This window comes from Pseudomonas sp. GM79, from assembly GCF_000282495.1.
In the GTDB taxonomy this organism is placed as follows: domain Bacteria; phylum Pseudomonadota; class Gammaproteobacteria; order Pseudomonadales; family Pseudomonadaceae; genus Aquipseudomonas.
Genome location: NZ_AKJE01000110.1, coordinates 44,905 through 68,110, shown reverse-complemented (window position 1 = coordinate 68,110; position 23,206 = coordinate 44,905). Strand labels below are relative to the sequence as shown.

26 protein-coding genes are annotated in these 23,206 nt (G+C 58.7%); 9 read left to right on the top strand and 17 right to left on the bottom strand.

The window, feature by feature from the left end; genetic code table 11:
• Positions 1–87: 87 nt before the first annotated feature.
• The 3 genes from PMI36_RS03100 to PMI36_RS03110 are packed head-to-tail and all read right to left on the bottom strand — an operon-like array spanning position 88 to position 1,128.
• The gene (locus PMI36_RS03100; protein WP_007895048.1) at positions 88–426 is read right to left on the bottom strand and encodes a hypothetical protein; all 339 of its coding nucleotides are present in this window, start codon (positions 424–426) and stop codon (positions 88–90) included.
• A complete protein-coding gene (locus tag PMI36_RS03105) occupies positions 423–812 on the bottom strand; it encodes a phage holin family protein (protein WP_007895049.1) in 390 nt (129 codons plus the stop codon). Before PMI36_RS03105 ends, PMI36_RS03100 begins: the two co-directional genes overlap by 4 nt.
• 1 nt (position 813) lies before the next feature.
• Positions 814–1,128 carry a DUF883 family protein gene (locus PMI36_RS03110; RefSeq protein WP_008009371.1) on the bottom strand — a complete coding sequence of 105 codons (315 nt, stop codon included), beginning with the start codon at positions 1,126–1,128 and terminating at the stop codon, positions 814–816.
• A gap of 306 nt (positions 1,129–1,434) precedes the next feature.
• On the opposite strand from PMI36_RS03110, the gene PMI36_RS03115 reads away from it, so the two are divergent.
• A complete protein-coding gene (locus PMI36_RS03115) occupies positions 1,435–2,643 on the top strand; it encodes an ammonium transporter (protein WP_008075642.1) in 1,209 nt (402 codons plus the stop codon).
• A gap of 1 nt (position 2,644) precedes the next feature.
• On the opposite strand, the gene PMI36_RS03120 is transcribed toward PMI36_RS03115, so the two are convergent.
• Positions 2,645–4,357 (bottom strand): cation:proton antiporter, encoded by a 1,713-nt coding sequence (locus PMI36_RS03120; protein ID WP_008075640.1) that lies wholly within the window; start codon positions 4,355–4,357, stop codon positions 2,645–2,647.
• 207 nt (positions 4,358–4,564) lie between these two features.
• Between PMI36_RS03120 and PMI36_RS03125 the strand changes: the two genes are divergently transcribed.
• The 3 genes from PMI36_RS03125 (at position 4,565) to PMI36_RS03135 (ending at position 6,255) form a co-directional block, all read left to right on the top strand.
• Complete coding sequence (locus PMI36_RS03125) at positions 4,565–4,807, top strand: glutaredoxin family protein (RefSeq protein ID WP_032830720.1); 243 nt, start codon at positions 4,565–4,567, stop codon at positions 4,805–4,807.
• 163 nt (positions 4,808–4,970) lie between these two features.
• A complete protein-coding gene (locus PMI36_RS03130) occupies positions 4,971–5,291 on the top strand; it encodes a hypothetical protein (protein WP_008075636.1) in 321 nt (106 codons plus the stop codon).
• 73 nt (positions 5,292–5,364) lie between these two features.
• Entirely contained in the window at positions 5,365–6,255 is an 891-nt protein-coding gene (locus PMI36_RS03135) for a pseudouridine synthase (RefSeq protein ID WP_008075634.1), read from the top strand.
• Between the two features lie 89 nt (positions 6,256–6,344).
• On the opposite strand, the gene PMI36_RS03140 is transcribed toward PMI36_RS03135, so the two are convergent.
• A complete protein-coding gene (locus PMI36_RS03140; RefSeq protein ID WP_007895056.1) occupies positions 6,345–6,566 on the bottom strand; it encodes a YgdI/YgdR family lipoprotein in 222 nt (73 codons plus the stop codon).
• A gap of 76 nt (positions 6,567–6,642) precedes the next feature.
• Positions 6,643–7,245 (bottom strand): molybdenum cofactor guanylyltransferase MobA, encoded by a 603-nt coding sequence (gene mobA / locus PMI36_RS03145; RefSeq protein WP_008075632.1) that lies wholly within the window; start codon positions 7,243–7,245, stop codon positions 6,643–6,645.
• A gap of 81 nt (positions 7,246–7,326) precedes the next feature.
• On the opposite strand from mobA, the gene moaB reads away from it, so the two are divergent.
• On the top strand, positions 7,327–7,866 hold the full coding sequence (moaB, locus tag PMI36_RS03150; protein WP_008075630.1) for a molybdenum cofactor biosynthesis protein B: 540 nt from the start codon (positions 7,327–7,329) through the stop codon (positions 7,864–7,866).
• The gene (locus tag PMI36_RS03155) at positions 7,850–9,076 is read left to right on the top strand and encodes a molybdopterin molybdotransferase MoeA (RefSeq protein ID WP_008075629.1); all 1,227 of its coding nucleotides are present in this window, start codon (positions 7,850–7,852) and stop codon (positions 9,074–9,076) included. The genes moaB and PMI36_RS03155 overlap by 17 nt, the downstream gene beginning before the upstream one ends.
• 65 nt (positions 9,077–9,141) lie before the next feature.
• On the opposite strand, the gene PMI36_RS03160 is transcribed toward PMI36_RS03155, so the two are convergent.
• Complete coding sequence (locus PMI36_RS03160; RefSeq protein WP_008075626.1) at positions 9,142–9,450, bottom strand: hypothetical protein; 309 nt, start codon at positions 9,448–9,450, stop codon at positions 9,142–9,144.
• 322 nt (positions 9,451–9,772) lie between these two features.
• Between PMI36_RS03160 and yegS the strand changes: the two genes are divergently transcribed.
• Positions 9,773–10,690 (top strand): lipid kinase YegS, encoded by a 918-nt coding sequence (gene yegS / locus PMI36_RS03165; protein ID WP_008075624.1) that lies wholly within the window; start codon positions 9,773–9,775, stop codon positions 10,688–10,690.
• Here yegS and PMI36_RS03170 read toward each other — a convergent pair.
• From PMI36_RS03170 to PMI36_RS03180, 3 genes are all read right to left on the bottom strand, one after another.
• The gene (locus PMI36_RS03170) at positions 10,674–11,333 is read right to left on the bottom strand and encodes a response regulator (RefSeq protein WP_032830712.1); all 660 of its coding nucleotides are present in this window, start codon (positions 11,331–11,333) and stop codon (positions 10,674–10,676) included. The two genes, yegS and PMI36_RS03170, sit on opposite strands and share 17 nt — an antisense overlap.
• Positions 11,330–12,223: a sensor histidine kinase gene (locus PMI36_RS03175; RefSeq protein ID WP_008075620.1), complete on the bottom strand. Its 894-nt coding sequence runs from the start codon at positions 12,221–12,223 to the stop codon at positions 11,330–11,332. Before PMI36_RS03175 ends, PMI36_RS03170 begins: the two co-directional genes overlap by 4 nt.
• Positions 12,224–12,691: 468 nt before the next feature.
• A complete protein-coding gene (locus tag PMI36_RS03180; RefSeq protein WP_008075619.1) occupies positions 12,692–13,162 on the bottom strand; it encodes a hypothetical protein in 471 nt (156 codons plus the stop codon).
• Between the two features lie 463 nt (positions 13,163–13,625).
• On the opposite strand from PMI36_RS03180, the gene PMI36_RS03185 reads away from it, so the two are divergent.
• Both PMI36_RS03185 and PMI36_RS03190 read left to right on the top strand, forming a co-directional pair.
• On the top strand, positions 13,626–14,564 hold the full coding sequence (locus PMI36_RS03185; protein ID WP_008075611.1) for a chemotaxis protein CheV: 939 nt from the start codon (positions 13,626–13,628) through the stop codon (positions 14,562–14,564).
• 137 nt (positions 14,565–14,701) lie between these two features.
• Positions 14,702–15,505: an MOSC domain-containing protein gene (locus tag PMI36_RS03190; RefSeq protein ID WP_008075610.1), complete on the top strand. Its 804-nt coding sequence runs from the start codon at positions 14,702–14,704 to the stop codon at positions 15,503–15,505.
• A 74-nt stretch (positions 15,506–15,579) separates the two neighbouring features.
• On the opposite strand, the gene ppnP is transcribed toward PMI36_RS03190, so the two are convergent.
• From ppnP to PMI36_RS03225, 7 genes are all read right to left on the bottom strand, one after another.
• Positions 15,580–15,864: a pyrimidine/purine nucleoside phosphorylase gene (gene ppnP, locus PMI36_RS03195; protein ID WP_008009347.1), complete on the bottom strand. Its 285-nt coding sequence runs from the start codon at positions 15,862–15,864 to the stop codon at positions 15,580–15,582.
• Positions 15,865–15,938: 74 nt separating this feature from the next.
• Positions 15,939–16,487, bottom strand: a complete 549-nt coding sequence (locus tag PMI36_RS03200; RefSeq protein WP_008075609.1) for an exonuclease domain-containing protein — start codon at positions 16,485–16,487, stop codon at positions 15,939–15,941.
• Positions 16,488–16,558: 71 nt separating this feature from the next.
• Positions 16,559–18,520, bottom strand: coding sequence for an acetyl/propionyl/methylcrotonyl-CoA carboxylase subunit alpha (locus tag PMI36_RS03205; RefSeq protein WP_008075608.1), 1,962 nt, complete (start codon positions 18,518–18,520; stop codon positions 16,559–16,561).
• Between the two features lie 109 nt (positions 18,521–18,629).
• Entirely contained in the window at positions 18,630–19,427 is a 798-nt protein-coding gene (locus tag PMI36_RS03210) for an enoyl-CoA hydratase/isomerase family protein (RefSeq protein ID WP_008075607.1), read from the bottom strand.
• On the bottom strand, positions 19,424–20,581 hold the full coding sequence (gene atuD / locus PMI36_RS03215; RefSeq protein ID WP_008075606.1) for a citronellyl-CoA dehydrogenase: 1,158 nt from the start codon (positions 20,579–20,581) through the stop codon (positions 19,424–19,426). The genes PMI36_RS03210 and atuD overlap by 4 nt, the downstream gene beginning before the upstream one ends.
• Before the next feature lie 68 nt (positions 20,582–20,649).
• A complete protein-coding gene (gene atuC / locus PMI36_RS03220) occupies positions 20,650–22,266 on the bottom strand; it encodes a geranyl-CoA carboxylase subunit beta (protein ID WP_008075605.1) in 1,617 nt (538 codons plus the stop codon).
• A 2-nt stretch (positions 22,267–22,268) separates the two neighbouring features.
• The gene (locus PMI36_RS03225) at positions 22,269–23,198 is read right to left on the bottom strand and encodes an SDR family oxidoreductase (protein ID WP_008075604.1); all 930 of its coding nucleotides are present in this window, start codon (positions 23,196–23,198) and stop codon (positions 22,269–22,271) included.
• Positions 23,199–23,206: the final 8 nt, after the last annotated feature.

Sequence of the window (23,206 nt, the reverse complement as noted above, 5' to 3'; positions counted from 1 at the left end):
TGGACACCAAGCAGGCACGCAGGATCAACCTCTCGAAAAAGAGGTTAATCCCGGTGGTATTGCAAGAATGCAGCCAAACAGGACTGATTAGTGTTTGCGCGAGTTCTGCATGATCAGTTTGATCAGTGGCCCCAGCGTGACGCCCAGGCGAGCCAGCCGAGTCAGGCTGCCGATACCGCCACCCTTGGCCCCCTTGCCGGTCAGAAAGCCCAACCCGATCACGGCCGCGATGCCCCAGAGCGGGGCGTGTTTGATGCCGAGACCGTCTTGCAGGTTTTGCGTCATGCCACGCACCCGTTGCAAGGGATGCAGCAGCTGTTGGGATTCGTGGCGAATTTCCTGGCGATGCATTTCCATGCGCAGGCGAATCAGCGCCTTGCGCATTTCCGTGCGCGAGCTGTTGCGGGGAAGTTCAGACAGGCTCATGGCAACAGACGCTCCCGATCATTGGCCAACTCTTCCAGGGTGCCGTGGAAGGGCGAGGACTCATCGAAAATCGCTGCTCTCAAGCGCATCGCACAGAACAACGCGGCGAGGGTATAGAACACACAGAGCCCGATGATTGCTGCCAGGCGATAGGTGTCCCAAAAAAGGATCAACACCAGCGTCGACAAGCCCACCAGCAATAACAAGGCAAAGACCAGCGTCAGGCCTGCAAACAACAACAGGCTTACCGTGCGTGCTTTTTGTTCCTGCAATTCAATGCCAAACAGTTCGACATGACTGTGCAGCAGTCCAAGAAACGCGGCACCGAGGCGCCGCGGGGATGAGCCGGTGCCCGTCGCAGACGGGCCGGATTCGCCGATCGCCATATTAGCGCCGAGTGGCCAGCAGGCCGATCAGGAAGCCCACGCCAGCCGCGATTCCGACCGATTGCCATGGGTTGGCCTGGACGTAATCTTCCGTGGCTGTGACAGCGGCTTTGCCGCGCTCGCGCACAGAGTCTTCGGTCAATCTCAGGGTTTCCCGCGCACGCAGCAGACTGTCATGGATCTGCTGGCGCAACTCATCGGCTTGATCGCCAGCCAGGGATTTGGTGTGTTCCAGCAACCTTTCAGTGTCGGTGACCAGTGTCTGAAAATCTTCCATCAAAACTTCTTGAGCAGTCTTTGCTGTGGTGCGTGCCATTGGTGATCTCCGTGAGTGGCTACTGAAGCGTTCGAGTATGAGCCTTGCGTGAAGGTTCAGTACAAATGACTGGTACAACTTTTGCTATGTCGTGGTGCGTCAGCCTGCGCCGTTGCGCTGTTGCCGGGCATGATTTCAGGAAAACCTTAACTCAAATAATCAAAACTCGCGCAAAGGTTCCGTTCTTGTGCGCCAAAGCGGTTCATCCGGATCAGCGCTTCAGTCTGGATCGGCTGCAACTTGGTGCGTCAGCCTTCTGCGCGAACTGCTTTGGTGCTTTTTTTCAGCCTTCAGGTCTGCCAATCCATGGAAAATCTGCAAAGTGCTGTGGACAGTCTGGTCCATAGCTCCAACACGTTGTTCATCCTTATCGGTGCGGTCATGGTCCTGGCCATGCACGCCGGTTTCGCCTTTCTCGAGGTGGGTACGGTTCGACAAAAAAACCAGGTCAACGCCTTGTCGAAGATCCTCAGCGACTTCGCCATTTCGACCCTGGCCTACTTCTTTATAGGCTATTGGATTTCCTACGGAGTCAATTTCATGCAGCCGGCGGCGGTGATCACCGCCGATCATGGCTATGGGCTGGTGAAGTTTTTCTTTCTGCTGACCTTTGCTGCGGCGATACCGGCAATCATTTCGGGAGGCATCGCCGAGCGCGCCCGGTTCGTCCCGCAGTTGTGTGCGACGGCGCTGATCGTGGCGTTCATTTATCCCTTCTTCGAAGGCATGATCTGGAATGGCAACTTTGGTCTGCAGGCCTGGTTGCTGGAGCGCTTTGGCGCCAGCTTCCATGACTTCGCAGGCTCTGTGGTGGTTCATGCCATGGGTGGCTGGCTGGCACTCGCGGCGGTGTTGTTGCTCGGCCCAAGGCAAGGTCGTTATCGCGATGGGCGACTCGTGGCATTCGCACCGTCGAGCATTCCCTTTCTGGCGTTGGGTTCGTGGATTCTGATCGTCGGCTGGTTCGGCTTCAACGTGATGAGCGCCCAGACCTTGCAAGGGGTCAGCGGGCTGGTCGCGGTGAATTCGTTGATGGCCATGGTCGGCGGCACCGTGGCGGCGTTGATCGCCGGGCGCAATGACCCGGGCTTCCTGCATAACGGTCCATTGGCCGGACTGGTGGCGATCTGCGCCGGATCGGATCTGATGCACCCGGTGGGCGCGTTGGTGACCGGTGCCATCGCCGGGGCACTGTTTGTCTGGTGCTTTACCGCCGCCCAAGGCAAATGGCATATCGATGATGTGCTGGGCGTCTGGCCTCTGCATGGGCTGTGTGGTGTCTGGGGCGGGATCGCTTGCGGCATCTTTGGTCAAACCGCCTTGGGTGGTTTGGGGGGCGTGAGCCTGATCAGCCAGTTGATCGGCACTTCTCTGGGGGTGATCGTGGCGCTGGTTGGCGGTTTTGCGGTGTATGGCACGATCAAGGTGTTCCATGGCCTGCGCCTGAGTCAGGAAGAGGAGTATTACGGCGCGGACTTGTCGGTTCACAAGATCGGTGCCGTGAGCCAGGATTGAATCAGCGTTCCTCATCGTCGGCACCGGGGTAAAAGCCATGCAGCAGGCGATAGCGGTCACGCCTTACCTGGTCGACCCGGTCTCGCACCTGCTGGCCGGGTATGCCCAGCATGACCAGCGCGTGGGAGGCGAGCATCAGGCTGGACTCCAGCAACTCGGGTACGACTTCGCTGGCGCCAGCCGCCTTCAACTCTGCCAACTGACTGTCGTCCCGTGTGCGCACCAGGATCGACACACTCGGGTTGAACCGGCGTGCCTCCTTGAGTATCAACAGTGCGATGTCCGTCTGATCCACGGCGACCACCATTAGTCTGGCGCGTTCCAGCCCTATGGCCACCAGCAGTTCGCCGCGACGTGAATCGCCGTAATGAACGCAGTTTTCATTGACGGCTGCTTCCTGAACCCGCACCGGGTCGGTATCCAGCGCAATGTACGGTTGATCTACATTACGCAGGACGCGCCCGATGGACTGACCTACGCGGCCATACCCACAGATCACCACGTGATTGTGCAAGCCAGCGTTGAGTGCGCTGATTTTTTCGAGTTCGGCTTCTTCGTTGGGCTTGTGGTGCAGGCGTGTGGCGATGTGGGGAGCGGCGCGCAGCAGTAAAGGCGTCACCAGCATCGAGCAGAACGTGGCGGCCAGCAGCAGGCCACCGAAGTCGGCGGGCATCAGTTTGCTCTGCTGCATCTGCGCCATCAGGGCAAAGCAGAATTCGCCCCCTTGAGCCAATGCCAGGCCGCTGCGCCAGGCGGTTTCGACATCACTGCCGCGCCATTTGACCAGCAGCGCGACCACGGTGCCTTTGATCAGCAGCAATCCCAGCGTCAGACCGAGAATCAGCAAGCCGTGGCTGGCAAACAAGCGCAAGTCGATCAACATGCCGATGCTGACGAAGAATACCCCGAGCAGAATGTCGCGAAACGGACGGATGTCCGCCTCGATCTGATGTCGGTAGTGGCTCTCCCCCAGTAGCATGCCGGCGAGAAAGGCGCCCAGAGCTGGGGAGAGGCCGAGCAGGTGAGTCAGCCAGGCCGTCAGCAGAACGATCACCAGCGCCAACAGCACGAACAGCTCAGCGGACCGGGACGCGGCGACTTCATGAAACAGCCGTGGCAAAAACCAGCGACTGACCAGCAGCAGACCGACGAACAGCACGATCGTCTTGCCCAGCGTCAATGGCAGAGCCCAATACCAGACCTGGTCGCTGTTACCGGCGAACACCGGCACCAGGGTCAGTAGCAGCACTGCGACCACGTCCTGGAACAACAGCACGGCGATGGCATTCTGGCCGTGGCGGCTGAAAAGCTCACCGAGGCTGCTTAACTCCTTGCTGACAATGGCGGTGGACGACAGCGCCAAACCGGCACCGAGTAACAGTGCAGGCGTGGTTGGCATGCCGAACAGCATCAGCAACACCCCCAGCGCGATCCCGGAAACCAGCACTTGCAGGCTGCCCAGGCCAAATACCACTTGGCGCAGTGCGAGCATTTTCGATAGAGAAAATTCAAGCCCGAGAGAAAACAGCAGGAACACCACGCCCAACTCGGCAAGGTCGGGCAACTCTTCGCTTTCATTCACCCAGTCGAACGCTGTCGGCCCGATCATCAGCCCTACGCACAGGTAACCCAGTACCGGAGGCAAGCGCAGGCGCTGGAACAATGCAATCACCACCAGAGAGGAGATGAAGATGATCAACAGATTGGCGAACACAAAAAACTCCGGTGAGGGTTCTGGCTACTCAAGCGTAGAAGTAAAAAAGACGCGAGCATCGTGCAAATGGCCGTTAAGGCGAATGATGTGCGTCAGGAGTTTACCGAAATCTCTTGAAATGCCATTGCTCAGACAGATAGGGCATCGGCTCGACTGCTTTTGATCGCGGGCCTAGAATGAGCGCTTACTTCGATGGGTCTTGTCGTCATGCCTCCTGAATGTCAGTTGTTCGGCACCGTTGGTTGCCATCTTTGTGAAGTCGCCGAAGCCATGCTGATGGAGTTTGTCGAGCGTGGTCTGTTGGTGGAACTGGTGGATATCGCTGACGATGAAACCTGGTTCGAAGCTTACAGTCTGCGTATTCCGGTGTTGCGACGGATCGATACCGGCGCTGAGTTGGGCTGGCCGTTCGGTGCCGATGAAGTGGTGGCGTTCCTGCGCGAACCCTGACGCTGCTGGCGATGCGCCCCACCTGTCGCGATCCTCGTTTCATCCCTTGGCCAAAGACAGGTTATTCGGTTACTGTATGTTCATACAGTTACTCCGATTGCCTGCCATGCTTTCCCCGGTTTCGGGTTTACGCAGGCGATCCCGGACGTCAGAGGGATGAACCTTGGTCAATGTCGAGCAATTGAAGAACAGCGTGAACCGGATGTCGGCGGACGTGGTGCGCGAGGCTGTCCTCGAACTGCGTTTGGATGGTCTGGTCACGGAGGGGAAAACACCCTTCAACAAATTGCATTTCAATACCTGTTTCGCCGAAATCGAAGCCTTGTTCCAGCGTGCGGGCTACCACCGGCAGCTGGATGTCGTGGGCTATCAGGGGTTGTTGTATGCGCTTTATGATCCGGGGCGCTGGGAAGCGGTCGATGTGCTGCGCTGGCTCAAGGAGTTCACCGAAGCGGCCGCTCGAGCACAGTCGATACCGGCCTGAGGATTCTCTTCTAGGTTCGTTCCGGCCACTGTTGGATAATGCCGCTCTGTATTGAGGGGTTAGAGCTTTTCGTATGTCCACTTCATCTTTTTCTGCCGCACACAACCAGGCCAGCACGCTCTATCTGCCGCCGGGGACGTGGCAGACCGTCCTCGATTGCCTGTGCGAACACTTCAGCGCCATCGGTCGTGAACAATGGCTGGACAGAATTGCTCGCGGTCGTGTCCTTGATGGGCAAGGCTTGCCGATCGCCCTGGACCTGCCTTACAGGGAAGGTCTGCGGATTCATTATTTCCGTGAGGTGCCGGACGAAAAACCGATCCCGGTAGTGGAGTCGATCCTCTATGCCGACGAGCATCTGGTGGTGGTGGACAAGCCGCACTTTCTGCCTGTGACTCCGGCGGGCGAATACGTGGAGCAGACATTGCTGCGACGGCTGATCCGTCGACTGGATAACCCGCATCTGGTGCCTTTGCATCGCATCGACCGGCATACGGCGGGGCTGGTGCTGTTTTCAGCCAACCCTCAGAGTCGGTCGGCGTATCAGTCATTGTTTCCTACACGCCAGATCGAAAAGCGCTATGAAGCAATCGCCCGGGCATTGCCTGAACACTCCTTCCCGCTGGTCCATAAAAGTCGACTTATCGATGGCGAGCCGTTTTTTCGCATGCAAGAAGGTCCGGGCATCAGCAATACCGAGACGGCTGTCGAGGTCAGGGAGAAAAACGGTGAACTCTGGCGTTATGCGTTGTACCCGGTGACGGGCAAGAAACATCAGTTGCGAGTTCACATGACAGCCCTGGGGGCCAGCATCTGCAATGATCCGTTCTATCCGCAGGTGCTCAAGGACGTAGAAGATGACTATGCCAACCCCTTGAAGCTGTTGGCCCAGGGGCTGCGATTTGTCGATCCGGTCACGGGGCAGGAAAGAGAATTCGAAAGCACCATCACCTTGCAGTGGTGATCACAGGGCTAACGACCCTGCTTTTCTTCAGCCACGAAAAAGCCCGCTTTAAAAGCGGGCTTTTCTGTATCTGGTTGTCGCCGTAAAGATTACAGATCTTTAACGGTACGGACCTGATCTTTGTTGACGCGGGTGTGCTTGCCATCCAGTTGTTCGAATTCGTAAAAGCCCGATTCTTCATCGTACTTAGGCGCGTCGACGGCCTGGATTTCTCGACCGTCATTCAAGGTGATCACTGTAGGCGATGCGCAACCGGCGAGGGTGGCAAGGCCCAGTGCGAGCATGAAAGTGGCGAGGGTCCGTTGAGTCATGGGTGTGTCTCCGAATGGGAATTCTTTTGGTTGCTGAGCTTGAGACGTATACAACGCGCGCAAGTTCCTTCGCGTGTCAGTCTGACACAGTGTGGTGTGTGCTTAACAGTTCCGGCGTATTGAGATTGGCCAGGCGGGGGTCGTTATCCGGGCATTGCAGGGCTGTGGCGCCCAGCTTGCGCATAAGGCGACCCGGGCTGCGCTCGCCTTCGTTCCAGGCAGTCTCGAAAGCCGCTGAAAGGGCGACGGGAATCATGCACAGCAAGGGTTCCCAATGTTCACCATGGCGCAGCATCATCGGTTTGTCCGGATGCTGTCCGGCGGTTTCACGCATGCTCTGGAGCAGCGCGGCATCGATGCGTGGCACATCGCAGGGCAGCACGAGTAAGCAGGCGTGACGGGCGGCCTTCAGGCCAGCGCGAATACCCGCCAACGGCCCCGGAAAGTCGCCTTCGTCGTCATGGACCAACTGATCCGCATAAGGCGCATATTTTTCCAGGTTTCTGTTGCAGGAGATGATCAGGTCATCACTCAGCGGGCGTGTCTTGCGGTGCAGATGCGCGATCAGCGGTTCGCCGTGCCAATCCAGCAATCCCTTGTCCTGACCGCCCATGCGTTGGCCGCGACCGCCGGCCAGGAGCAGAATGGAGCAAGGTGCCAGAGGTGTATTCGAGGTCATCGCACTTCTCCATGAGGGCGGCGAAAAAATGAGGCGCTGTGATATAACACCGGGCTGTTTCTCCTACAACTGGACGAGCCTATGAAAGCCAAGGCTGATGTACCTTTCGCACCGCTCAACATCGCGGTGCTGACTGTCAGCGATACCCGTACCCTGGAAACCGATACCTCAGGCCAGGTCTTCGTCGACCGTTTGAGCGCTGCCGGTCATAACCTGGCGGCCCGTGTATTGCTTAAAGATGACCTCTACAAAATTCGCGCGCAAGTCGCCAACTGGATTGCTGATGAGGTCGTGCAAGTGGTGCTGATCACCGGCGGTACCGGGTTCACCGGTCGCGACAGCACGCCCGAAGCCGTGAGTTGCCTGCTGGATAAACAGGTCGATGGTTTTGGTGAATTGTTCCGGCAGATATCGGTAGCGGATATCGGCACCTCGACGGTTCAGTCCCGGGCCTTGGCTGGTCTGGCCAATGGCACGCTGGTGTGCTGCTTGCCGGGCTCGACCAACGCGGTGCGCACCGGTTGGGACGGCATTCTCGCCGAGCAACTGGATTCTCGTCACCGTCCGTGCAATTTCGTGGCCCATCTGAAACAGGCGGCACCCTGTGAAACCCGCGGGTAAGCCAGGCAAGACAGGCAGTCTGATGGCTGTCGAGGTGGCACTGGCGCGTTTACTGGAAATGGCCGACGCCTCGAAGATTCGTGAGCACGAACGCTTGCCGTTGGCGCAGGTTCAGGGGCGTGTCCTGGCCGCTGACCTGGTCTCGACACTTGATTTGCCACCTTGGCCCAACAGTGCCATGGACGGTTATGCCTTGCGCGTGGCCGACTGGACGGGAGAGCCGTTGGTGGTCAGTCAGAAGATTTTTGCAGGCCAGGCCCCGGAGCCCTTGAAGCCAGGTACTTGTGCGCGGATCTTCACTGGCGCGCCTGTGCCCGCTGGTGCCGACTGTGTCGAGATGCAGGAGAACGCCGAGGTTCAGGCGGATGAGCGAGTACGTTTCACCGAAACCATGACCCCAGGAAAGAACATCCGTCCACAAGGTCAGGAGGCCACCGTCGGTGAGCTGATCCTGCCCGCCGGAACGCGTCTGGGGCCTATTGAGCAGGGGCTGGCGGCATCGCTGGGATGCGCTGAGCTGGACGTGGTTCGCAAGGTTCGTGTTGCGGTCTTGTCTACCGGTGATGAGTTGATTGAGCCTGGTCAGGCCCTTGGGCCAGGACAGATCTACAACAGTAATCGAGTGTTGCTTTGCAGCTGGTTGCAGCGGTTAGGTTGTGAGGTGATCGATGCCGGTATTCTTCCCGATGATTTAGCGACCACTCGTGCCCGCCTCGGTGAGTTGAAGGATGTCGACCTGATTCTCTCGACCGGTGGCGTATCGGTGGGAGAGGCTGACTTTCTGGGCATTGCTTTGCGGGAAGAGGGCGAATTGACGCTGTGGAAGCTTGCCATCAAACCAGGCAAGCCGCTGACGTTCGGGCATTTTCGCGGCGTGCCCGTGATCGGTTTACCCGGCAATCCGGCGTCTACCCTGGTCACTTTTGCTCTGTTGGCAAGGCCCTACCTTTTGCGCCGCCAAGGCGTAAAAGAAGTTGAGCCCCTGAAGTTTCAGGTGCCGGCAGGGTTTGTCTGGCCAAAGGCTGGTAACCGACGTGAGTACTTGCGCGGACGTCTGGAGAATGGCCGGGCAATCATCTACAGGAATCAGAGCTCTGGCGTACTGCGCAGTGCTGCCTGGGCTGACGGTCTGGTTGAAGTGCTGGAGGACCGTACGTTGATTGAGGGTGATTGGGTGAGCTTCATCCCGCTGAGTGAAGTCTTGAGCTGATACAGGCACTGGTTTTGCCCCGCAAGCCCGGTTGATCGCATCGGGCTTGCGTGCGTGACCATTTCTTAATGTGCCAGAAGTGTCACGACCTGATCGAAGCGGCTGTTGGCGATCCAGGCCAGAAGACCCAGGATCACGGCTGTTGCGCCAGCTGAATAGGCAAGCCTGTGTTTGATGGATTTGACGTCACCCCGGACTTCATCCATGTCTCTGCGGATGTACTTGAGGTGTGTCTCCAGTTCAATGACGCGAGGTTCCATGTCCACTTCTCCGGCGTGCTTTGCGCTGTTTTTGAGTTCAGCCTGATGATTGGCGCGATTTTCTGCGAACGGCGCGACCGGAGTTACCGGTAGTCTGAGGTCATGGCTTTGCATGGACTAACTGGCTCCTTGCGTTAAAACCATTCAGGTGATCGATGCCGTTGTTGCTTGCGCTTTTTGAGGCCCTTAAGGGGGTTTCATTCATTTTTTCACGTCCCTGTGTAATTAACGGGTGATAACTGATAACCGAGATCCAACGGTGTACCAATTGTTCGGATGGGTCAATTGAGCCGATTCCTCATGTTTTGTACGAAAAAATACCGCTCTGTAGGACTCACGTTTCCTTCCCTTGGAAATAATTGAAATCCAGTCGACTTTTATCAGGGGCTGCGAGGTCAACATATCCCATGGAATTGCGGATATGGGAGTGGCAAAAATGAGCGAGCGCAAGGCACTGTTGATTCTGCATGGCAAGCAGGCACTCAATGAGGAGGTCCGTGCAGCCGTCGAAGGCAAGCGCCAGCAGGGCTGGAAACTGGCTGTTCGACTGACCTGGGAGGCCGGTGATGCGCAGCGGTTGGTGGAAGAAGCGCTGACGGCAGGCTATACGCATCTGATTGCCGGCGGCGGCGACGGTACCTTGCGTGACATCGCTGAAGCCATGGCGGCGCATTCGACGCAGGCCAGCCTGGTACTTTTGCCCTTGGGCACCGCCAATGATTTTGCTCGTGCTGCCGGTGTGCCTCTGGAGCCCGCTCAGGCGTTGGATCTTCTGGAGGCTGTCCCGCGAACCATTGATCTGGGAGAAGTAGGCGGTCAGGTTTTCCTGAACATGGCCACTGGCGGCTTTGGCAGTCAGGTCACGGCCAATACCTCCGAAGATCTGAAAAAAATTCTTGGCGGCGCCGCTTATCTCTTCACGGGTTTATCGCGCTTCAGTGAGTTGCATGCGGCCTATGGCGAGTTGCAGGGGCCAGATTTTCACTGGCGCGGCGAATTGCTGGCATTGGGCATTGGCAATGGCCGACAGGCTGGCGGTGGTCATGTGTTGTGCCCGCAGGCGCTGGCTGACGATGGTCTGCTGGATATCAGCATTTTGCCCGCGCCACAGGAAGTGGTCGGTACCTTGAAAGATTTGCTGGCCGATGGCTTCGGCATCGATAACATGTTTGTGCGAGCTCGCTTGCCATGGGTCGAGATCAAAGTCTCGGAGGGCCTTTACATCAACCTTGATGGTGAACCTCTGGAGGGCGACAGTCTGCGTTTCTCGGCGCGCCCGGCGGCATTGCGGGTGCATTTGCCCGAGGGCTCGCCGCTATTGAGTGTCTCGAATCCAGCTAATCGTCCAGACTGATGATTTGCTCGCGCACGGCGAACAGCACCAGACCGGCCACATCGTAGATCTGCAAGCGTTTCATGATCTGCGAGCGGTGGGTTTCGACAGTCTTGATGCTCAGGCCCAGGCCATTGGCGATTTCCCGGGTGGATTTTCCGCGAACAATCAGTCGCAGGATTTCCAGCTGACGTGCCGTCAGATTGTGCGAGTCCTGGGTTTGCGTCTGATTTTTCTGGGTTCGGGTCAGCGCCTGGTTGATGACGGTATGGGCAATGGCCGGGCTCAGGTAGCGTTCGTTATTGCGCAAGGCATCCAGGGCATGTTCGAGTTCGGTGGCCGTGGTGTCCTTGAGCAGGTAGCCATGAGCCCCTGATTCCAGGGCCTGCATGATAAGCGCCGGGTCGGTGTGCATCGACAGGATGAGCACTTTGCACTGCGGGCGTACGCGCTTGAGTCGCTGCAAGGCTTCAAGACCACTGGTTTCCTTCATGGAAATATCCAGCAGAATGATGTCCGGGGACAGCTGCTCGACCATCTCGACTAACAGCGAGCCGTCATTGGCCTCCCCGATTACCGCATAGCCGGGAATATCCAGCACCAGGGCGCGCACGCCAGCCCTGATAAGCGAGTGGTCATCCACCAGAAGTAAGTTACAAGTCAATGCATAACCTTATTGGTACTGGCCCGTTCCAGCGCACGCGGCGCCCAGGGGAAGAGTGCTTCGATTTGAGTGCCTTTGCCCGGCTCGCTGGTCACGGTCAGTGTGCCACCTAACTGATCGATCCGTTCCGACATCCCGGCCATTCCGCGTTGCCCCTCGCGAGCGGGATCTGCCGCTGGCGCGAAACCCAGGCCGTCGTCGCTGATCAACAACGTCAGGCCTTGGGGCTGGCGTTGCAGGCGGACCAACAAATTACTGGCCTCGGCGTGACGCAGTATATTGGTAACCGCTTCTTGGGTGATGCGAAAGGCTGCCACCGTCATTTCCTCCGGTATGCCCGTCAGGCGTTGATGGCATTCCAGGCTCCAGTGCACGGAGGTATTGGCCAGGGTCCTGAGTAAATGTGCACGCAGGCTGGCTTCCAGCCCGAGACTGGCCAGTTGCCGCGGATTCAGGATGGCCGACACATCTCGCACCTTGGTGAGTGTTTCGTCCAGCGTATCGCACAGTACCGAACACTGACCCTGCAGTTCTTCGGGCATTCGACGTTTGAGCCATTCACTTTGAAGTTTCGCGGCGGTCAGCAATTGACCGATGTCATCATGCAGTTCCCGACTGAGCCGATGGCGTTCGTTTTCCTGCACTTGCAGCAGACGGTCAGCCAGTTCTTGAGGTTGAAACTTTATCGATTTGCGCGAAAGGCAATGTCCCACCCAGACACAGGTCAGCGCTGCACTATTGAGCACCAGCAGACTCAACGGCACAGATATGGACAAGCTGTAGACCAGCAGGCTGCCAAGCGCCGAACAGATACACAGAAAAAGCGTGAACCGGCGCGCGTTTTTTTGGGAGGGTGGCCACAGGGTAATTGACTTGAGGCTGGCGTACATAGCGGATGGAGCCAATAGATGTTCGCTGCGGGCAGACCGGCCACAAGGGCTGACGGGTCTCTGTGTGGAAATCGTTGTGTGAAGTCGCCTTCATGGCTGTGGTGCAGTGCTGGAAATGCAGCCTTCAGGGTGCTTGGCTGGCTTCACTGTGCCATTAATTGGCGTCAACTAATGGTCCGCATACTACCACTTAACATACCGTTGGTCGCGTTCGGTATATAGCTCTATATAGTCAAAATACAGTTTTTGGACGATGGTTCCATAATGGAAAAACTTTCGATTGTTGTCGTCGGAAGATATCGATTGCCAGGCATTTTGTTTTTATTGCCCACTATCTGAAGTCGAGACAGGGATAACTATCTCGAACTGTCTTCGACGCAATGCCCATTCAATTGCGGCATGAGCGCATCAAGTTATAGGGCGGCGTCATGGCAATAGAAAAGCACAACACGGCCAGGGTTGATGTTTTTAAGCTTGCCGTTCCGAGAACGAAACCAACCTGAAGGGTCTGGCATGGCTGGGCGGCTGAAACTGACTTTGTCCCACTTGAAACGCAAACGCTTCTATCAGTGAGGTCTGTTCAGTGTCATCGAGACTGAGTTGGCCGGTAGTCTGATCGATGAGTTCGAGTTGCCAGGCCAATAATGTGAAGCAGTCCTTGAGCGCGTCCAGGGCTTGATCGTGCAGGTCCATGTGGTTCTGCGCGCAGCTCAGTAATCCATGGATATGCAGCGAAAACTCCGAGACCGCCGCCAGTGCCAAGGCATCGGCCTTGCTGGACAGCTTGAGAAGGGTGCTGAGCATGCAATCGATGGCGTCCTTGTCATTGCTGATCAGTTGCAAATGACTCAGGCATTCCTCGGATTTGGCCAAGAGTGTTTCAGCCTCAACGAGAAATTCCGGAAATCGCTGAGCCCACTCTTTGGTGTCGTTCGGCATGCTTATCTCCACAACGTCGTGTCAGATGAGGGAATGTCGTGTGTGCCGACGAGAACCATAGGTGTCCCCGCGCTGCCAAGCCTTCGTGATATCGCGCTCCGGCAGATTTGAGCGCCGGCAGGGGAACTCGAGAGGGTGGATGGCCACTGACCTGCAATCGCACACAAAAGCCTGACTCCATTCATGCAATGAGAATGGCGTCACATTAATGGCTATTGGATATTGCGAATATCAGGTTGGGCCTGATTGTTACTAGGGGAATCCCTTACGCAGGGGAACCTAACGTGCAAACCGAGGTCGCGCCGCAGGGAAGGAAGCAGATGAAAATCACGGAGCCAGTAAAGCATGATGTTAATGTGACATCAATGCCTGAACCTGGCATTTTGTCTGGGGGTCAAGGTCCGGCAAAAACAGCCGATAACTCCCTTTAGTGAATTCATCAGAACAAGCCCAGGAGTCATTAATGGCCGGCATTCTCGACACGGTAGACCAACGCACGCAACTAGTGGGTGAGAATCGCCTGGAAATTCTCATGTTTCGGCTGGCCGGACGGCAATTGTTTGCGATCAACGTCTTCAAGGTCCAGGAAGTGCTTCAGCTGCCGAAGCTGACCCTGATGCCGCAACGCCATCCCTTTGTTTGCGGCGTGGTCAACCTGCGTGGCCAGACGCTGCCGGTGATCGATCTGTCCCAGGCCATCGGCATGCGCCCGTTGGTGCCAAGTCCCACCAGTACCATTATTGTCACCGAGTACAACCGCTCGGTGCAGGCGTTCCTGGTCGGTGGCGTGGACCGCATCGTCAACATGAACTGGGAAGCCATTTTGCCGCCGCCGGCCAGTGCCGGTCGCCAGCATTACCTGACCGCCATCAGCAAAGTCGATGATCAGTTGGTGGAAATCATCGACGTCGAGAAAGTCCTGGCGGAGATCGTTCCGTACAACGCCAAGGTATCGCGCGACAAACTCGACGATCCGGTGCTGGAGCGTGCCCGTGGCCGCGAAGTGCTGCTGGTGGATGACTCTAACGTGGCCTTGTCGCAATTGCGCGACACGTTGGGTCAGTTGGGCGTGAAGATGCACATTGCCAGCGATGGCTTGAAGGCGCTGAACATGCTCAAGGCCTGGGCAGATACGGGCGAAGTCATGACCGACAAGCTGCTGATGATCTTCACCGATGCGGAAATGCCGGAGATGGATGGCTATCGCCTGACCACCGAAATCCGTAATGACCCCCGTTTGCGTGGCCTTTATGTGGTCTTGCACACCTCGCTGTCGGGCAGCTTCAACGACTCGATGGTGAAGAAGGTCGGCTGCGACAACTTTCTCTCCAAATTCCAGCCCGACAAACTCGTCGACGTGGTGCGCCAGCGCCTTATGCTCGACGCAGTGCCGACAAGTTAAGCCCCGGCGCATTCTTTGTAGCAGCTGGCATTACAGCTTAATTTAGAGGCATTAGGACAAGCCCCCTCGCCACGGGGCCTTTGATTCGGCAATCAAGCTCGTATAGGGTGGCGTTTTTACCCACCAGGGAGCTGGCCATGCGTCTGAGCGCGCTTTATCGTTTTCCATTGAAATCCGGCAAGGGCGAGACCCTCAATGAGGTCAGCCTGGACAAGCTGGGACTGGACGGTGATCGACGCTGGATGCTGGTGGACGAAGCCAGTGGGCGCTTTCTGACCCAACGCGCGGTCGCGAAAATGAGTCAGCTGTCGGCGTTGTGGAGTGCCGACGGCGGCTTGACCCTCAGTGCCCCGGGCCATTCAACGATCGATATTGCGTTGCCTGACGGCGATGCCGATTTGCGTGGCGTGACCATCTGGCGCGACACCTTGCGCGTCCCCGATGCCGGCGATGCGGCGGGTGCCTGGGTCAGTGAGTTCATCGGCAAGCCGACGCGTCTGGTGCAAGTGCCGCTTGATCGCGCACGGACCACCCAGGCCGGCTATGGCAAGGACGACGATCAGGTGGCGTTTGCCGACGGTTTCCCGTTGTTGCTGATTGGTCAGGCGTCGCTGGAAGACTTGTCGAGCAAAGTCGGGCGGCCGCTGGAGATGTTGCGTTTCCGGCCCAATCTGGTGATCGAGGGCAGTGAAGCGTATGCCGAAGATAGCTGGAAGCGCATCCGCATTGGCGATGTCGAATTCCGCGTGGTCAAGTCCTGCTCACGCTGCATTCTGACCACCATCGACCCGCAGACCGGCGAACGCAGCGAAGATCGTGAACCGCTGGCCACATTGCAGAAATACCGCGCCGAGGCCGACGGCGCGATGTTCGGGCAGAATCTGGTCAACGACGGCAATGGCCGGCTTGAAGTCGGCATGCCCGTGACGATCCTCGAATAAAAGCCCTTCAAAATAAAAAATGCCCGCGTCCAAGGACACGGGCATTTTTTTTGTCGCTGTGAAAACCCGGGGGGTTAACCGCGGTATTCGCACAGGTAAGCGGTGTCGACGGCCACTTTCAGCTGGAACTTGCTGTTGGCGGGCACGTTGAACTGGCTGCCGGCGGCGAAGGTTTCCCAAGCATCGCTGTCAGGCAGTTTGACGGTCAGGGCGCCGGACACCACGTGCATGATTTCACGCTGGCTGGTGCCGAATTCGTATTCGCCCGGTGCCATGACGCCGATGGTCGCTGGACCTTCAGCGGTGCCAAAGGCGATCGACTTGACGGTGCCGTCGAAGTACTCGTTGACTTTAAACATGGGCGGTTCCTCGAAAAGGGCTAAAAAGGGCCGGCCAGTATGCACAAGGTGTCGATAGGCGTCACCTCCTGCACTCAAGGATTCGCGGGGAAAACCAGCGGTAACAAACGCGCAGTATTGCGCGCGTCTTCCAGCGCCCGATGCTGCTGACCGTTGAACTGCAGGCCCGCCAGCTGCAAGGCTCCATTAAGCCCCAGCGGGCGCTCCAGCCGACGAGCCTTGGCGAAGCGTTGCTTGAGGTTCATGTGCGGCACCCGGCTCAGGGCGCTGTCGAGTTGCAGGCGCTGCCAGTCTTGAAGCAGCTGTTTGCGGTCGTAATCGCCCCAACTGGCCCAGCCTTCCAGGCGTGCGTGATGCTGGCCGAGCCAGCGTTCGAACAACGGCCAGACGTCGGTGAGCGGTTGTGAGGCATCGATATTGGCCTGGGTGATGTGGGTCAGTTCCCGGCAAAACGGCGTCAGCAAGGGCCGGCGCAACGGGCGCACGAAGCACTGGAAGTGATCCAGTTCCTGGCCCTTGCGGTCCACGAGGGTGGCACCGATTTCGATGATTTCCATTTCCGTTACTGGCCAGCCACCCTCATCGGTGGTGGCTTCCAGATCAATGACCAACCAGTGAGGCATCGCAGGGTTCCTGGTATCCGCGTCCTGATAGGGCTTGAGCGTAGCCAAACCCGGCGGATCCGCCTAGCGGCTTATCCGACCTCTAACAAAATCTGACGATTTTTGACCTGATCGCCGACCCTGACCTGCAAGCGTTTAAGCACTCCGTCAATCCCCGATTTGAGCGGATGCTCCATTTTCATTGCTTCGAGCACCACCAATAGCTGACCTTTGCTGACCGGGCTGCCCTCACTGACCAGTACGTCGACGATCGCCCCGTCCATCGGCGCCTTGAGCGTGCCGGAACTGACACTGGCCTGGCTGCTGACCAGTGCCTGGGTTCGATCGACCAGCCGCAGGCTGCCGGGGCGCGTGAACAACCACAGTTGCCCGGCCTCGAGGCGGTAGGCATGGCGTTGGCGGATGCCGTCGATTTCCAGCGTGGCCCAACGTCCGTCGCACTGTATGACCTTCAGTTCGAGGGCACGAGCGTCGATCTGAACACGGTAGGGTTTGCCAGGTTCAGCGTTCAATTCTACTGGCCAATCCTGATCCTCCAGGCCGATTCGGTAGTGCAAAGGCACGCTGGCGTTGTTGCGCCAACCGGCCAGCGGGGTGCGGTGAGCCTGCGCTGAAGCCTGATAAAACAGCGCCGCAGCGATGGCCAGTTCTTCGGCTCTCGGCACATGGGGATGCAGGCAGGGATGATCGGCGAAGTGCGTGGGGATGAACCCGGTGCTGAACTTGCCGCTGATGAACTGCGGATGTTCCAGCAGGCAGGCGAGCAAGCGCTGATTGCTTTGCACGCCCAGCAGCACGCTGTCCTGTACCGCCCGCAGCAACTTACGCCGGGCTTCTTCGCGGGTAGCGCCGTGGGCGATGAGCTTGCCCAGCATCGGATCATAAAACGGACTGACAGACTGGCCCTCGATCAAGCCATGGTCGATCCGCACACCGCCCGGCAACGCAGGTTCCCAGGCTGCGATTCGCCCGGTTTGCGGCAGAAATCCTTGGGCTGGGTCTTCGGCATACAGACGCACTTCCATGGCATGGCCGTTGAGCTGAACCTGCTCCTGTTGCAACGGCAGTGGCAGTCCTTCGGCCACGTGAAACTGCCAGGCCACCAGATCGAGGCCGGTGATCAGCTCTGTCACCGGGTGTTCCACTTGCAGCCGGGTGTTCATTTCCAGAAAGTAGAAATGCCCGCGAGCATCCAGCAGGAACTCCACAGTGCCGGCGCCGACATAATTCACCGCGCGCCCCGCCTTGAGCGCCGCTTCGCCCATGGCCTGGCGCAAGTCGGCAGTCATCACCGGGCAGGGCGCTTCTTCGATGATTTTCTGATGCCGACGCTGGATCGAACAATCGCGCTCACCAAGATAGATCAGGTTGCCGTGCTGATCGCCAAACACCTGAACTTCGACGTGACGCGGGTCGATCAAGGCTTGTTCGAGGATCAGTTCGTCGCTGCCAAACCCATGCAGTGCCTCGGAGCGTGCGGTGCGAATCTGCTCCAGCAACTCTCCAGCGCTGTGCGCCAGGCGCATGCCACGACCGCCGCCACCGGCACTGGCCTTGATCATCAGCGGGTAGCCGATGCTTTCGGCTTCACGGCCGAGGGTCGCGTCGTCCTGTTCGCTGCCCTGATAGCCTTTGATGCAGGGCACGCCCGCTTTGATCATGGCGAGTTTCGACAGACGTTTGCTGCCCATCAGTTCGATGGCCTCGGGGCTCGGGCCGATGAAGATGATGCCGGCCTGTTGGCAGGCGCGGGCGAATTCTGCGTTTTCCGAGAGAAAGCCGTAACCGGGGTGGATCGCATCGGCACCGGTGCGCCGGGCGGCGTCGATGATTGCCTGAATGTTCAGGTAAGACTGCTGCACCGGGGCCGGGCCGATGTTCACGGCTTCGTCGGCCATCTGCACATGCAAGGCATCGGCGTCGGCGTCGCTGAATACTGCGACGGTGCGGTAGCCCAGCGCTTGCGCGGTGCGCTGGATGCGGCAGGCGATTTCACCGCGGTTGGCGATCAGGATTTTGCTGAAGGCGGGCATGGACGCTTTCCTTGAATTTTGCGGTGTCATTCAGGGCCTCTTCGCGAGCAAGCCCGCTCCCACATTTGAAATGCATTCCCCTGTGGGAGCGGGCTTGCTCGCGAAGCTTTTAAGAAGCCCAACCCGGTTTTCGCTTTTGCACAAAAGCCATGGTCCCCTCGACCCCTTCATCCCCAGTCACCGCTTCACTAAACCACTCGGCGGCCTGATCCAGCAGTCCATCCGAAAGTTGCCCCGCACTCGCCAGCAAGAGTTTTTTGGTCGCCGCATTCGCCCCCGGAGCACAACACAACACATGGGCCAGCACTTCATCGAGGCGCTCGGCCAAGGCTTGCGGGTCATGCTCGACAAAATGCACCAATCCCATCCGCCGGGCCTGGGTGCCATCGAACCGTGCGGCGGTCAGGGCCAGTCGGCGGGCCTGGGTCAGGCCGATGCGCTGCACCACGAACGGTGCGATCTGCGCCGGCAACAGGCCGAGGCTGGTTTCCGGCAGGCCGAATTGCGCCTGATGATCGGCCATGGCTATGTCACTGACGCAGGCCAGACCGAAGCCGCCGCCAAGCACAGCGCCTTGCAGCACCGTGATGACCACTTGCGGCGCATGCTGAGCTTCTTCCAGCAAGGCGCCGAACGCACGGTTCAATTCGCGGTAGGCGGTCGCGCCTTGCGCGCGGGCATTGGCCATGTCCTTGATGTCGGCACCGGCACAAAAATGCCCGCCGGCACCGCCGATCACCAACGCGCGAACCTGCCGGTCATCGCGCACCGCCGCCAGCACCGCACGCAGCTCGGCGACCATTTGCAAGCTCATGGCGTTGCGACTGTCGGGGCGATTGAGGGTGATGTGCAGGACGCCGTTATGCCGTTCGAGCAACAGAGTCTGGCAAACGGGAAGGGTGTTCATTTCTTTTTCCCCGGCAGGATGCCCATGAGTTTGCAGATGATCCCCAGCATGATTTCGTCGGCACCGCCGCCGATCGACACCAGCCGCACATCGCGGTAAGCCCGCGCCACCGGGTTGTCCCACATGAAGCCCATGCCGCCCCAATATTGCAGGCAACTGTCGCTGACCTCCCGACCGAGGCGCCCGGCCTTGAGTTTGGCCATGGACGCCAGACGGGTGACGTCCTGGCCTTTGATGTATTGCTCGGTGGCTTGATAGACCAGCGCCCGCAGGCATTCGATTTCGGTTTGCAGCTCGGCCAGGCGGAAATGGATGACTTGATTGTCGATCAGCGCATTGCCAAAGGTTTTGCGCTCCTTGCAGTACTCGATGGTGCTGTCGACGCAGTACTCCAGGCCTTTGATCATGTTTGCGGCGCCGAACAGCCGTTCTTCCTGGAACTGCAGCATCTGCATCATGAATCCCGCGCCTTCGTGGCCGATGCGGTTGCGTTGCGGCACGCGCACGTTGTCGAAAAACACCTGGGCGGTTTCCGAGCTGCGCATGCCGAGCTTGTCCAGGTGCGAGCTGAGGCTTATGCCAGGGCTGTTCATCGGCACCATGATCAGCGACTTGTTGATGTGCGGTTTGTCATCCGAGGTGTTGGCCAGCAGGCAAATGAAATCGGCGCTCGGCGAGTTGGTGATCCACATCTTGCTGCCGTTGATCACGTAGTCGTCGCCGTCCTTGCGGGCGGTGGTTTTCAAGCCTGCTACGTCGGAGCCTGCACCGACTTCGGAGACGCCAATGCAGCCAACCTGCTCGCCGGTGATCGCGGGGCGGAGGAATTCTTCGCGCAGTTCATCGGAGCCGAAACGCGCCAGGGCCGGGGTGCACATGTCGGTCTGCACGCCGATGGACATCGGAATACCGCCGCAATGAATGGTGCCGAACTCTTCGGCGGCCACAATCGAATAGCTGTAGTCGAGCCCCATGCCGCCGAATTTTTCCGGTTTGGAAATCCCCAGCAGACCAAGGTCGCCCGCCTTGCGGAAGATCTCATGGATCGGAAAACGCCCGGCTTTTTCCCATTCCTCGACATGAGGATTGATCTCGTGATCGACGAATTGGCGGACAGTGCGGCGCAGTGCTTCGTGTTCCTGGGTGAAGATCATTTTTTATTGTTCTCCTGTGATCGTTCCCACGCTCTGCGTGGGAATGCAGCCTTAGACGCTCCGCGTCATCAAAAACGGGCTACGCCGAAACTGTTGGGTTGCAGCGAACGAACCTCGGCCTCATGGCAGATGTCCAGCAAATACCCGAGCAACGTGCGGGTGTCCCGCGGATCAATCAGCCCGTCGTCCCATAGATTGGCGCTGCCATACAACGCGGTGGACTGGCTGTCGAGCTTCTGCGCGGTGACTTGTTCCAGCATGTCGAGCATTTTCGGGTCGGGCACCAACCCGTCCTTGAGCTGTTTGGCTTCGGTGACGATCCGCAGCACTTTGCCGGCCTGAGCGCCGCCCATCACCGCGGTGCGGCTGTTGGGCCAGGCGAAGATGAAACGCGGGTCGAGGCCACGGCCGCACATCGCGTAGTTGCCAGCGCCGTAGGAACCACCGACGACAATCGTCAGTTTGGGCACTCGGGCATTGGCCACCGCTTGAATCATTTTCGCGCCGTGCTTGATCACGCCTTGTTGTTCCGACTCGGTGCCGACCATGAAACCGGTGGTGTTGTGGAAAAACAGCAGGGGCGTCTGGCTCTGGTCGCAGAGCTGAATGAACTGTGCAGCCTTGCTCGCACCTTTGGGCGTAATCGGGCCGTTGTTGCCGATGAAGCCGCAGGCTCGACCCTGAAGCTGCAAATGCCCGCAGATTGTTTGCTGGTCGAACTCGCCCTTGAATTCGAGGAAGTTCGACGCGTCGGCAATCCGGGCGATGATTTCGCGCACGTCGTAGGGCTTTTTCGGGTCATCCGGGATCAGTCCCAGCAGTTCGTCGATGGGGTAGAGCGGTTCTTCCCACCGACGTTCGGGTAACCATGGCAACTGATCGTTCCACGGCAACAGGCTCATGATCTCGCGCACCTGGCGCACGCCATCAGCATCGTTCTCGGCCAGGTATTCGGCGGTGCCGGCGGTTTGCGCGTGCATCTGGGCGCCGCCCAGTTCTTCGTCGGTAGCGACTTCACCGGTGGCGGCCTTGAGCAGCGGCGGCCCGGCAAGAAACAGCTTGGCCTTGCCGCGCACCACCACCACGTAATCCGACAACCCCGGCTGATAAGCACCGCCCGCCGTGGCCGAGCCATGGACCACGGTGATTTGCGGCAAGCCCATGGCCGACATCCGCGCCTGATTGGCAAAGCTGCGCGCGCCTTCGACGAAAATCTCCGCCGCGTAATTGAGGTTGGCGCCCCCGCTCTCCGCGAGGGTGATCACCGGCAGTTTGTTTTCCATGGCGATCTGTTGCAGGCGCAGGGACTTTTTCAAACCACTGGGGGAAATGGTTCCACCCTTGATCGCGCTGTTGTTCGCCACCACCAAAACCCGCGCGCCGGAAACGTAACCGATGCCGGCGATCAAACCGCCGCCGGCCGAACTGCCGTCCTTGTCGTCGTGCAGCTTATAGCCGGCCAGGCTCGCCAGTTCGAGGAACGGCGCGCCGGGGTCAAGCAGCAGGTTAAGTCGCTCCCGGGGCAGCAGTTGCCCGCGCTTGTCGAACCTGGGCTTGGCTTCGGCGGCTTTGTTCAGCAGGTTCTGTTCGAGCTGGCGGACCTGCTCGATGCCGGCCAGCATGGCCGCACGGTTACGGGCGAACGATTCGCTGAACGGGTCTACCTGGGACTGGATGACCGGCATGGTTATTCCTTGTCCTTGGGTTCATCTGGTTTGGAGACGTCTGGTTTGGAGGTGTCAGGTTTGGACGCGTCGGGTCTGAGTACTTCGGGTAAATAGGCGCGGTGAAAGCCGTTGTACGAATGACTGTTCTGCGCCTTGTGCATCGGCCACGCCCGCCCGCCAAGGCTGGCGGCGCCGTCGATGCGCAACGTGCTGCCGCTGACAAAAGCGGCTGCCGGGCTGAGCAGGAAAACAATCGCCGCGCTGATTTCCGATTCGGTGCCGATGCGCTTGAGCGGTACGTGTTCGCACAGGGTCGGGATTACGGCCCGGAACGCACCTTCGTAGGTGTCCATGCCGCTGGAGGCGACCCAGCCTGGCGCGACCGCGTTGACCCGCACGTCGGCATAGCCCCATTCAAACGCGGCGGTCTTGGTGAAGTTGTCCATGCCCGAGCGCGCCGCGCCCGAGTGACCCATGCCGGGCATGCCGCCCCACATGTCGGCGAGCATGTTGACGATGGCGCCGCCGTGCTTGCTCATGGACTGATTGAACACCTCACGGGCCATCAGAAAACCACCCACCAGGTTGGTGCGCAGTATGGTTTCGAAACCTTTCTGATTGATCGACGCCAGGGGCGAGGGGTACTGCCCGCCGGCATTGTTGACCAGCCCATGAATCGGCCCGTGTTTGCGGATCAGCTCGCTGACCAGTTGCGTGACGGCGTCTTCATCGCGGATATCGCAGACCTGCCAACTGGCTTTACCGCCGTCTTCGGTGATTTCAGCGGCGACCTTTTTCAGTTTCTCGGCATTACGCCCCACCAGCAGCACCTGCGCGCCGAGGGCTGCGAGCTCGTGGGCGGTGCAACGGCCGATACCGCTGCCGCCACCGGTGACGATGATGTTCTGGCCAGCGAACAGGTCGGGTTTGTAAATCGAGTCATAAGCCATGGCGACGG